We start from the raw sequence: 10,558 nt of genomic DNA, 5'->3' as shown, positions 1-10,558 counted from the left end.
GCCTGCTGTTCGACCGACTTGACGCGTACCGGACGGATATCGGCGGCGCGGGCCGCCTCCAGCAGGGCGGCCGCATCCGTGGCATCGGTCTTGTTGCGCCGCACATAGGCGCGGGTGTACTGGGCCGGCAGCAGGCGCACCTCGATGCCCAGGGAATTGAGCCAGCGTGCCCAATGGGGGGCCGAGCCGCAGGATTCCATGACGACCAGGCCCACGGAGCGGTTCACAAACCAGCGTTCGAACTGGCTGCGCGTGAGGCGCTGGGTCTCGGTGATGCGCCAGTGTTCGTCCGCTACAACGAGTTGAAAGACGGACTTTGCAAGATCAACGGCAACGGTAGTAGCATGCATGTCGGACTCCTTTCGTTTGAAGACCTGATCCCCACGCCAATGAAGACCAGTGCGCAACTCTCGCGCAAACAAACGGGGGAGTCCATCCCATCAATCGAGAGTGGATCGCCTACGGCTCCCACTCATCTCAAGCGTTATGCCGCATGAACATATTCCTGCATTTCTTTCGCGGCTGGCTTGGCGCCTACTTTCTCTTGGTTCACTTTGTAATTCCGTTTTATCTAGTTGCCATCTACCCGGAAGTGCCAGAGCCCGCTGTTCGCGCTCTACGCGGTATAGGGTATGGGGCGATTTCCGCTCCGGCATCCGAACTGGGCTTCTGGTATCGGTTTCTGAGCTGTGGTGCATGGGTTCTCCTCGGCCTGCTGCTCCTTTCCAAGCGCATTCGTGAGATCGCCGCGGAAGGTGAGGCGCGCGCTCAACGGAAAGCCAGAAAGAAGAGCCGTGCCGCATAACTCCGACGTTATCCCTCATGAAAATCGCCACTCGCGGCCTTGAGCTTGAACTCGTGGTGCTTCGTCCGGCGGACGAGGAGGGTTGGTGCCGCGTGCGAGCTTCTGTCCAAGTGCCTGGGTTCGACGGCGAGATTGAGGCTTGGTTGCAGACGGACGATCTCTCTCGGTTTGCGGCAGAACTCAGAGCCCTCGACGAGAACGTGGGGCAGCCGGGCTCCGCCAGACTGGCATCTGCAGAACCGGACATTGAGCTTGTTATTTCAACGCAGCGACTGGGAGCAATTTCTGGGCGCTACCGACTTGAAAGCGAGAGGCGAGAAGGAGTTCCGACGGTTCTGTCTGGAGCCTTCGACGCTGATCAGAGCTTTCTGCCAGGCATGGTGGACGACGTAAAGGCATTGCTCTCGGAGCTTGGAGGGGCGCATGAGGCATAACATTTCAATGGAGAGTGGATCGCCTACGGCTCCCACTCATCTCGGCCGTTGAGCGTCTGGCCGTCTTCTCCCTCGTCTCGTATAGAGTCACCCGCCGCTTATCCCTGACCGAACCTCCCAGCCACCAGTTCCCCACATACGCCGTCCGGCGTATTCCCGCTTCCCCCTTCCATCCCTAGAGTGACTCCATCGCCGCCCCCTGGCCGTTTCCCCGGCCGGGCGCGGCGAGCGGGATCTTGTTCAACCACCTGGAGTCACCCACATGCAACGTCGATTTACCCTCAAGGCGCTGGCAGCTGCCACCGCCGCCTCCACCCTGGGCCTGGCCTCCATGGCCGCCCATGCTGCCGACACCATCAAGGTGGGCGTGCTGCACAGCCTGTCGGGCACCATGGCCATTTCCGAGACGGTGCTCAAAGACACCGTGCTCATGGCCATCGAAGAGATCAACGCCAAGGGCGGCGTGCTGGGCAAGAAGCTCGAGCCCGTGGTGGTGGACCCGGCCTCCAACTGGCCGCTGTTCGCCGAGAAGACCAAACAACTGCTGGGCCAGGACAAGGTCTCGGTGATCTTCGGCTGCTGGACCTCCGTCTCGCGCAAGTCGGTGCTGCCGGTCGTGGAAGAGATGAACGGCCTGCTGTTCTACCCCGTGCAGTACGAGGGCGAAGAGCTGTCCAAGAACGTGTTCTACACGGGTGCCGCGCCCAACCAGCAGGCCATTCCTGCGGTGGACTACCTGATGAGCAAGGACGGCGGCGGCGCCAAGCGCTGGGTGCTGCTGGGCACCGACTATGTCTACCCCCGCACCACCAACAAGATCCTGCGCGCCTACCTCAAGAGCAAGGGCGTGAAGGACAGCGACATCGACGAGAAGTACACCCCCTTCGGCCATTCGGACTACCAGACCATCGTGGCCGACATCAAGAAGTTCTCGGCCGGTGGCAAGACGGCGGTGGTCTCCACCATCAACGGCGATTCCAACGTGCCCTTCTACAAGGAACTGGGTAACGCCGGCCTGAAAGCCAAGGACGTGCCGGTCGTCGCCTTCTCGGTGGGTGAGGAAGAGCTGCGCGGTGTGGACACCAAGCCGCTGGTGGGCCACCTGGCCGCCTGGAACTACTTCATGTCCATCAAGAACAAGGACAACGACGCGTTCGTGAAGAAGTGGGCCGCCTACGCCAAGGCCAAGAACATCCCCGGCCACAAGGACAAGCCGCTGACCAACGACCCGATGGAAGCCACCTACATCGGCATCTATATGTGGAAGCAGGCCGTCGAGAAGGCCAAGACCACGGACGTGGACGCCGTCGTCAAGGCCATGGCCGGCCAGACCTTCAAGGCACCCTCGGGCATCGTGAGCAAGATGGACGAGAAGAACCACCACCTGCACAAGAGCGTGTTCATCGGCGAGATCAAGGCCGACGGCCAGTTCAACGTGGTCTGGAAGACCCCGGGCCCGGTCAAGGCCAAGCCCTGGAGCCCCTACATCGAAGGGAACGACAAGAAGCCTGACGAGCCGGTCAAGAAGTAAGCGCTTCGCCTGAAGGATGCCCGCTGTGGCGGGCATCCGTTCCCGGAGACGGGATTTGCAGCGTGGGCGCGGCCCCCCGTGCCCACCCTACAGGTTCTTTCAATGTCCAGATATTTCTTGCTGTCACTCGCCGCGCTGCTGTGCGCGGCCCAAGTCCAGGCCCTGACGCCCTCAGAGGCGCAAGCCATCGTCATCGGCGAGACCGATGGTCGCATCACGGCCCTGCAGCAAGCCGTGCTGAACCCCGACGAGCGCAAGGCCGCGCTGCTGCAGGCCCTGGCCGACGACGCCGTCAAGGTGGCGGGTGGCAAGGTCTACATCGTGCGCGACGAAAAGGCCTTCGACCCGGCCACGGGCGAGGCGCTGGCCCTGCCCGAGGATGCCGAGGACGTCATCAACAACAACCGCATGCGCGGCGAGATCGACACTGCGCTGGCGGTGCTCAAGCTTTTCAGCCCCGATATCAAGCTGCGTGGGGACGCCGCGCGGGCCATGCTCAAGGAACCCGACGCCGGGCGCCTGCCGCTGCTGGACAAGGCCCTGGCCGGTGAACAGGACGAGCGCGTCAAGGGCGTGCTGGCACTGGCCCGCGCGGCCGTGCTGCTGGCCAGCGAAGACAAGAGCCAGCGCCTGACGGCGGCCGGCGCGCTGGCCCAGAGCCGCACGCCCGACACCAAGCTGCTGCTCAACCAGCGCCTGTCGGTGGAGGGTGATGCTGAGGTCAAGGCACAACTGCAGTCCGCCATCCGCCAGATCGACGACAGCCTGCGCTGGGGCGAGCGCCTGGGCGCGATGTTCACCGGGCTCAGCCTGGGCAGCATCCTGTTGCTGGCTGCGCTGGGCCTGGCCATCACCTACGGGCTGATGGGCGTGATCAATATGGCGCACGGCGAGCTCATGATGATCGGCGCCTACGCCACCTGGGTCGTGCAGGGCGTGTTCCAGAAATACCTGCCGGGCGCCTTCGACTGGTACCTGGTGGCGGCGGTGCCGGTGGCCTTTGTCGTCTCGGCCGGTGTGGGCGCGGTGCTGGAGCGCAGCGTGATCCGTTTCCTCTACGGCCGTCCGCTGGAGACGCTGCTGGCCACCTGGGGCATTAGCCTGGTGCTCATGCAGGGCGTGCGTACGCTCTTCGGCGCGCAGAACGTGGCGGTGGAGAACCCGGCCTGGATGAGCGGGGGCTGGCAGCTGCTGTCCAACCTCACGCTGCCCTACAACCGTCTGGTCATCATCGCTTTCGCGCTGGCGGTGCTGGCCGGCATGGCCCTGCTGATCGGGCGCACGCGCCTGGGCCTCTTCGTGCGCGGGGTCACGCAGAACCGTCCCATCGCCTCCTGCATGGGCGTGAACACCGCGCGCATCGACACCTATGCCTTCTCCCTGGGCTCGGGCATTGCCGGCCTGGCCGGTTGTGCACTCAGCCAGGTGGGCAATGTGGGCCCGGACCTGGGCCAGAACTACATCGTCGATTCCTTCATGGTCGTGGTGCTGGGCGGCGTGGGCCAATTGGCCGGCACGGTGTACGCCGCGCTGGGCCTGGGCGTTCTCAACAAGTTCCTCGAAGGCTGGACGGGAGCCGTGCTGGCCAAGATCACCGTGCTGGTGTTCATCATCATCTTCATCCAGAAACGTCCGCAGGGCATCTTTGCCATGAAGGGCCGGAGCGCGGAAGCCTGACCATGAGCAAGATCGAACTTCCTGCTACTGCGCCGCTGCTGACCCGCAAAGGGTGGAGCGCCTTTCTCGTCGCGCTGCTGCTGGTCTGCGCGCTGGCACCCGCGCTCAACCTGCTGGTACCCGAGGGCAGCATCTTCCACCTGAGCGACTACGCCGTGGCCCTGCTGGGCCGAATCATGTGTTACGCCATCTGCGCCCTGGCCATGGACCTGATCTGGGGTTACACCGGCATCCTTTCGCTGGGCCATGGCCTGTTCTTCGCGCTCGGCGGTTATGTCATGGGCATGTACCTGATGCGCCAGATCGGCCGCGACGGCAACTACAAAAGCGATCTGCCCGACTTCATGGTCTTCCTGGACTGGAAGGAGTTGCCCTGGCACTGGGCGCTGAGCGACAGCTTCCTTGCCACGCTGGCCCTCGTTGTGCTGGTGCCCGGTGTGGTGGCCTTCGTCTTCGGCTACTTCGCCTTCCGTTCGCGCATCAAGGGCGTTTATTTCTCCATCATCACGCAGGCCATGACTTTCGCGGCCATGCTGCTCTTCTTCCGCAACGAGACGGGTTTCGGCGGCAACAACGGCTTCACCGATTTCAAGCGCATCCTGGGCATGCCGATTGCCACGCACAACATGCGCATGGCCCTCTTCGTGCTGACCGGGCTCACGCTGCTGGCCTTTTTCCTGCTGGCGCGCTGGCTGGTGCGCGCCAAGTTCGGCCGTGTGCTGCAGGCCATCCGCGACGCCGAGAGCCGGGTGATGTTCTCGGGCTACAACCCGCTGGGCTACAAGCTGGCGATCTGGACGCTGTCGGCCGTGATGTGCGGCATTGCCGGCGCGCTGTATGTGCCGCAGGTGGGCATCATCAACCCGGGCGAGATGAGCCCGGCCAACTCCATCGAGATCGCCATCTGGGCGGCAGTGGGCGGGCGCGGCACGCTCATCGGTCCCATCGTCGGTGCCTTCGTGGTCAGCGGCGCCAAGAGCTGGCTCACCGTGGCGGCCCCGGAGTTCTGGTTGTATTTCCTGGGCGGCCTGTTCATCGTGGTCACGCTTTTCCTGCCGGACGGCGTGGTGGGGCTGGTGAAAAAGCTCAGGGCCCTGAAGAAGAACAAACCGGCCGTGAAGGAAAGCACATGACCCCCGATCTGCTGGAACAGGGCGCGCAGCGTTACCGCCAACGCCTGGCCGAACTCGACGCCGCACGCCTGGAAACCGCCGCCGGCGGCCAGACCGCGAGCTACGGCCGCGTGAAGACGGCGGGCGAGGTGGACGTGACGCACGGCCGCATTCTTTATCTTGAAGACGTGAGCGTCAGTTTCGACGGCTTCAAGGCCATCAACAAGCTGAGTCTGGACATCGCGCCGGGTGAGCTGCGCTGCATCATCGGCCCCAACGGCGCGGGCAAGACCACGATGATGGACATCATCACCGGCAAGACCCGGCCCGACGAGGGCACGGTCTTCTTCGGCTCCACCATCGACCTGCTGCGTCACAGCGAAGCCGAGATCGCCCAGCTGGGCATAGGCCGCAAGTTCCAGAAGCCCACGGTGTTCGAGCACCTGAACGTCTTCGAGAACCTGGAGCTCGCGCTCAAGACCGACAAGGGCGTGAAGTCCTCCATGTTCTTCCGCCTGGGCTCCGGCCAGTCCGACCGCCTGGCCGAGGTGCTGCACACCATCCACCTGGCCGGCAGCGTGACAGCCCAGGCCGGCACCCTGAGCCATGGCCAGAAGCAGTGGCTGGAGATCGGCATGCTGTTGATGCAGGACCCGAAATTGTTGCTGCTGGACGAACCGGTGGCCGGCATGACGGACGAGGAGACGGCGCGTACGGCGGAACTGTTCTTGTCGCTCAAGGGCAAGCACTCCTTGATGGTGGTGGAGCACGACATGAGTTTCATCAAGGCGATTTCGGAGACGGTGACTGTGCTTTGTGATGGGTCTGTGTTGGCGCAGGGGACGTTGGAAGAGGTTCAGTCTGACGAACGCGTCGTTGAGGTTTATCTGGGGAGATGAGCTTGTTCACCTCTCTTCGCTTTTTTGATGTGGTTGGTGAGGATGCTTTGCCGGGTCTCGCCCCGGCGGGCGAGGTACTTTTCTTTGCTTCGCCAAAGAAAAGTACCCAAAAGAAAGGCGAGCCGGGTTCGTCGTCCCTCCGCTGCGCTACGGGCACGCTGCGTTGCTCGGCCAGTGCGGGAAGTGCAGAAACTCGCCCTGCGGGCTCAGACATCTGCACTTCTTTTTCCGCCCTGGTCTGCGCTACTCGCCTCCTCTCACGGCAGTGGAAACCGGAGACCGGATACCCAGATCCAAAACAACAAGGACGCGCCATGGCGCGTCCTTGTTCGGTTGTTCGGTCTTTGGCTGTTGGTCCCCGGCTGTTTGGCTCCCCATGCCGTGTGGCAGGGCTGAGCAGCGCAGCAGCGGGCGGATCAGGGCGGGCGTTGTTTGAGCGCAGCGAGTTTAGCCCGACCCCGCCCGATGCGAGCAGCGCAAGGTACCCCGCAGGGGCCCTGACTTCGGCTCGCCTTCTCTTTGCTTACTTTCTCTTGGCGAAGCAAGAGAAAGTGAGTGCGCTGCCGGGCGCACATCCCGGCATGCAGGCTAGCAAAGCAAGCAGCCAGAAAAAAGAAAGCCAGACATGCTGAATGTCAAAACCATCAACCAGTATTACGGCGGCTCCCACATCCTCCGCGACGTCAGCCTCAACGCAGAAAAAGGCAAGGTCACCGTCGTCCTCGGCCGCAACGGCGTAGGCAAGACCACGCTGCTCAAGTCCCTCATGGGCCTGGTGCCCATCAAGAGCGGGGCCATCGAGTTCGAAGGCCAAGCCATCCACAAGGACACGCCTTACCAGAGAGCGCGCGCCGGCATCGGCTTCGTCCCCCAGGGCCGCGAGATCTTTGCGCGGCTTACCGTGGAGGAGAACCTGCGCATGGGCCTGGCCAGCAAACCCGGCGGCACGCCGATTCCGGCCGAGCTGTATGAGCTGTTCCCCGTGCTCAAGCAGATGCTGAACCGCCGCGGGGGTGACCTCTCGGGCGGGCAGCAGCAGCAGCTGGCCATTGCGCGCGCGCTGGCGGCCGGGCCGAAGCTGCTGGTGCTGGACGAGCCCACCGAGGGCATCCAGCCCAGCATCATCAAGGACATCGGTCGTGTGATCCGCATGCTGGCCGACCGCGGTGACATGGCCATCCTGCTGGTGGAGCAGTACTACGACTTTGCGCAGGAGCTGGCCGACGAGTACGTGGTGATGGAGCGCGGCGCGGTGATCGCCGCCGGCCAGGGCAGGAGCATGGAAGCCGACGGCGTGCGCAAGCTGGTGGCGATCTGAGGAAGGCGGCCTCCGGCCGGCGCTTCAGCTGGCACTTCGCTGGCCTTGTGGTCCCAGTTCATCGGCCAGGGCCCGGACGAGTTCCTGCACGGGGATGGGTTTGCCGAAGACATGCCGTATGCCCTGCTGGTGCGCTTCATCGATCTGGATGTCGCCGGTGAAGCCGGTGCACAGCATCACCGGCAGCTCCGGCCTGAAGTGGCGGGCCAGCAGGGCGAGTTGCATGCCGTTCATGCCGGGCATGGTCTGGTCCGTGATCAGCAGGTCGATCTGGTCCGGCGCGGCCTCCAGCGCGGCCAGGGCTTCGGCCGGGTCGTTGAAGATGCGCGCGCGGTAGCCCCAGTCAACCAGCAACTCGCCGAGGTAGCGCGCCACCGCGGCTTCGTCGTCCACCACCCAGACCCGCTGTCCCGTGCCGGCCGGGATGAGCGGCGGCTCCGCCGGCGGGCGCGACGCGTCGGGTGAGGGCGTGGCGATGGGGAACAGCAGGCGGAACAGGCTGCCGCTGCCGGGTGTGGAGTCCACCACGACGTGCGCGTCCGAGCGGCGCAGGATGCCGTGCACCACCGACAGGCCCAGGCCGGTGCCCTTGCCCACGTCCTTGGTGGTGAAGAAGGGGTCGAACAGGCGGGGCAGGTGTTCCGCGTCGATGCCGCTGCCGCTGTCGCCGACATCCAGCGCCAGGTAGTGGCCGCTCAGGCGCTGCCGGCTGATGGCGCAGATCTGGCCGTCCATCTCGACCGGGTGCAGGCTGATGTCGATCACGCCGTGGTCGTCGATGGCGTCGCGCGCATTGATGATCAGGTTCACCAGCACCTGGTTGAGTTCGCCCGCATCCATGCGGATGCCCTGCCGCGCGTCGATCCGCACGCGCAGCTCGATGCTGGCGGGGATGGAGGGCCGCATCATGGCCACCACTTCCTCGATCACCGCAGCAGGCGAGATCACGCCCGTGCGGGTGTTGGGCTGGATGCGGGTGAAGCTCAGCATCTTGGCGATCAGGTCACGCGCCCGTTCGCTGGCCATGATCACCTCGCGCAGGTAGCTGGCCAGCTTGCCCTGCTTGTCGGGCACGAAGCGGTTCAGCGCCAGGTTCGAATAACCCAGGATGGCCGCCAGGATGTTGTTGAAGTCGTGCGCGATGCCGCCGGTGAGCTGGCCCAGGGCCTGCACCTTCTGCGATTGCTGCAATTGCCGCTCCAGGTCCTGCTGAACGGCGTCCGATTGTTCGTGCTCGGTGCGATCGCGCGTGAAGACGTAGAAACAGCGCGACTGCGGGTCCCAGGCGGCCGAGATCTCGACGGCCAGGGTGTGCCCGTCCTTGTGCCGGATGCGCGTCATGAACTGCTCGCGGCCGATCTCCCGCAGCCGTGCCAGGCGCTGGCGTGTCACCTCGGGGTTTTCCACGACTTCCAGCTGCGTGAGATGCTGGCCGACCAGCTCGCTGGCGGGGTAACCCGTCATGCGCACATAAGCGTCGTTCACCTCCAGCAGCCGGCCTTCTTCGTCGGCAATCCAGAAACCGTCGATCGCCGTCTCCAGCACCCGCTGCTGCCGCAGCTCGGCCCGGCTCTGCCCGGTGATGTTTTCGGCGACCGAGACGTAGCCGATGATGTCGCCGCCCTCGTTGCGCAGGGGCGTCACGGTGCGGTTCAGCACCACGGCCTTGCCGTGCCCGTCCAGGGAATGCACGAGACCGCGCCAGATCTGGCCCGCCTGCAGCGTCTGGTGCATGTCTGCGGCCTGCGCCGCGTCGGGGGTGAGGGGGGCGGCAAACAGCGAGAGCGGCGTTTCGCCCGCCTGGTCCCCCGTGAGTTCGGCCGACGCCCGGTTGCGCCAGCCGACGCGCCCCTCCAGGTCGGTCACGAGCACGGGGGAGGTGATCGAGGCCAGTGCCAGCGACTGGGTGCGCAGGGTTTCGTTGGCCTGCCGTAGCGTGGCCGTCTGCGCTGCCAGTTGCTGGTAGGGGCGGCGCACGTTGACCACGAACATGGCGCGGTAGATCAGTGTGTAGCAGACGAACTTGTAGAGGTGACCCATCAGGTTCAGGGTGTCGCTGATCACCTCGTACTGCGCCAGGAACAGCTCGCTCAAGGCACCGAGCGCCGCGGCACCAAAGATCAGCGGCAGAAACTCGTCGTCCGAGTGGCGCGCCTGTCGGTAGAAGCGCCAGGCGGCCACGGCCAGCATGCCGGTGATCAGCCATTCGATCCAGCGTTTGAACGGCGTCAGGCCTTCACCCTCGATGTAGGTGCGCGGCAGCAGCGCTTCGTGCCAGAGCACGGCCCAGATCACCAGCAGGTTGAGCGCGGTGTAGGCGGCCAGCACGCCCAGGCGCAGCGCCTTGGTGGGGACCGGCAGGCGGGGCCGCAGGCTCACCGCCAGCAGCGTCACGGCCACGATCAGGCGGGCGGCCAGCCAGAAGGCGATGCCTTTTTCCACGGAGGACGGCGACACCAGCTCGGGCATGCCCTTGTAGGACAGGGCATGGAAGAAGTCGAGCCAGCCGGCGGCGAACAGCGCCGTGGCAATCACCACCAGGGCCGACGAGTGGTCGCGCGAGCGGGTGTGCCAGACGGTCGCGAACACCAGAAAGGCTGCGGCAATCGAGACGAACTCCAGCCCCGTGTGCAAGGGCAGGTAGTGCTGGTGCGGCAGGTGTACCTCGTGCAGCGGCAGCAGCATGATCACCCCGGCCAGCACGGCAGCGGCGGCCACCAGCCAGACCTGCTGGCGCAGCAGGGCGGCGGTTCGCGACGGGGTGGGTGGGGGTACGCTCATC

9 protein-coding genes are annotated in these 10,558 nt (G+C 64.8%); 7 read left to right on the top strand and 2 right to left on the bottom strand.

The annotated features are described in order from the left end of the window. The coding region (locus AO057_RS17260) for an IS110 family transposase (protein ID WP_156404643.1) at nt 1-350 on the bottom strand (350 nt) is incomplete at its 3' end. Nucleotides 351-493: 143 nt separating this feature from the next. Here AO057_RS17260 and AO057_RS17965 point away from each other — a divergent pair. The 7 genes from AO057_RS17965 to urtE all read left to right on the top strand — a co-directional run bounded on the left by AO057_RS17965 (nt 494) and on the right by urtE (nt 7,776). After that, nucleotides 494-805 carry a hypothetical protein gene (locus AO057_RS17965; RefSeq protein WP_156404607.1) on the top strand — a complete coding sequence of 104 codons (312 nt, stop codon included), beginning with the start codon at nt 494-496 and terminating at the stop codon, nt 803-805. 17 nt (nt 806-822) lie between these two features. Next, nucleotides 823-1,239, top strand: a complete 417-nt coding sequence (locus tag AO057_RS17255; RefSeq protein WP_057677106.1) for a WapI family immunity protein — start codon at nt 823-825, stop codon at nt 1,237-1,239. Between the two features lie 262 nt (nt 1,240-1,501). Continuing rightward, on the top strand, nt 1,502-2,770 hold the full coding sequence (urtA, locus tag AO057_RS17250) for an urea ABC transporter substrate-binding protein (RefSeq protein WP_057677105.1): 1,269 nt from the start codon (nt 1,502-1,504) through the stop codon (nt 2,768-2,770). Between the two features lie 102 nt (nt 2,771-2,872). Then, complete coding sequence (gene urtB / locus AO057_RS17245) at nt 2,873-4,447, top strand: urea ABC transporter permease subunit UrtB (protein ID WP_057677104.1); 1,575 nt, start codon at nt 2,873-2,875, stop codon at nt 4,445-4,447. Between the two features lie 2 nt (nt 4,448-4,449). After that, nucleotides 4,450-5,580, top strand: a complete 1,131-nt coding sequence (gene urtC / locus AO057_RS17240) for an urea ABC transporter permease subunit UrtC (protein ID WP_057677103.1) — start codon at nt 4,450-4,452, stop codon at nt 5,578-5,580. Then, entirely contained in the window at nt 5,577-6,458 is an 882-nt protein-coding gene (gene urtD / locus AO057_RS17235; protein WP_057677102.1) for an urea ABC transporter ATP-binding protein UrtD, read from the top strand. The genes urtC and urtD overlap by 4 nt, the downstream gene beginning before the upstream one ends. A gap of 625 nt (nt 6,459-7,083) precedes the next feature. Then, nucleotides 7,084-7,776 (top strand): urea ABC transporter ATP-binding subunit UrtE, encoded by a 693-nt coding sequence (gene urtE / locus AO057_RS17230; protein ID WP_057677101.1) that lies wholly within the window; start codon nt 7,084-7,086, stop codon nt 7,774-7,776. A gap of 24 nt (nt 7,777-7,800) precedes the next feature. Here the strand turns inward: urtE and AO057_RS17225 are convergent, their stop codons facing one another. Continuing rightward, nucleotides 7,801-10,557 carry a hybrid sensor histidine kinase/response regulator gene (locus AO057_RS17225; RefSeq protein WP_168163382.1) on the bottom strand — a complete coding sequence of 919 codons (2,757 nt, stop codon included), beginning with the start codon at nt 10,555-10,557 and terminating at the stop codon, nt 7,801-7,803. Nucleotide 10,558 lies beyond the last annotated feature (1 nt).

Origin of the sequence: Curvibacter sp. PAE-UM, from assembly GCF_001432305.1 — a bacterium.
GTDB lineage: Bacteria > Pseudomonadota > Gammaproteobacteria > Burkholderiales > Burkholderiaceae_C > Hylemonella.
Note: the sequence above shows the minus strand (reverse complement) of the source record. Positions and strands in the feature narration are given on the sequence as shown.

Bases quoted from the DNA above. Each gene is read 5' to 3' on its own strand.
- AO057_RS17965 (WP_156404607.1), top strand. From the start codon at position 494: ATGAACATATTCCTGCATTTCTTTCGCGGCTGGCTTGGCGCCTACTTT.
- AO057_RS17255 (WP_057677106.1), top strand. From the start codon at position 823: ATGAAAATCGCCACTCGCGGCCTTGAGCTTGAACTCGTGGTGCTTCGT.
- urtA (WP_057677105.1), top strand. From the start codon at position 1,502: ATGCAACGTCGATTTACCCTCAAGGCGCTGGCAGCTGCCACCGCCGCC.
- urtB (WP_057677104.1), top strand. From the start codon at position 2,873: ATGTCCAGATATTTCTTGCTGTCACTCGCCGCGCTGCTGTGCGCGGCC.
- urtC (WP_057677103.1), top strand. From the start codon at position 4,450: ATGAGCAAGATCGAACTTCCTGCTACTGCGCCGCTGCTGACCCGCAAA.
- urtD (WP_057677102.1), top strand. From the start codon at position 5,577: ATGACCCCCGATCTGCTGGAACAGGGCGCGCAGCGTTACCGCCAACGC.
- urtE (WP_057677101.1), top strand. From the start codon at position 7,084: ATGCTGAATGTCAAAACCATCAACCAGTATTACGGCGGCTCCCACATC.
- AO057_RS17225 (WP_168163382.1), bottom strand. From the start codon at position 10,557: ATGAGCGTACCCCCACCCACCCCGTCGCGAACCGCCGCCCTGCTGCGC.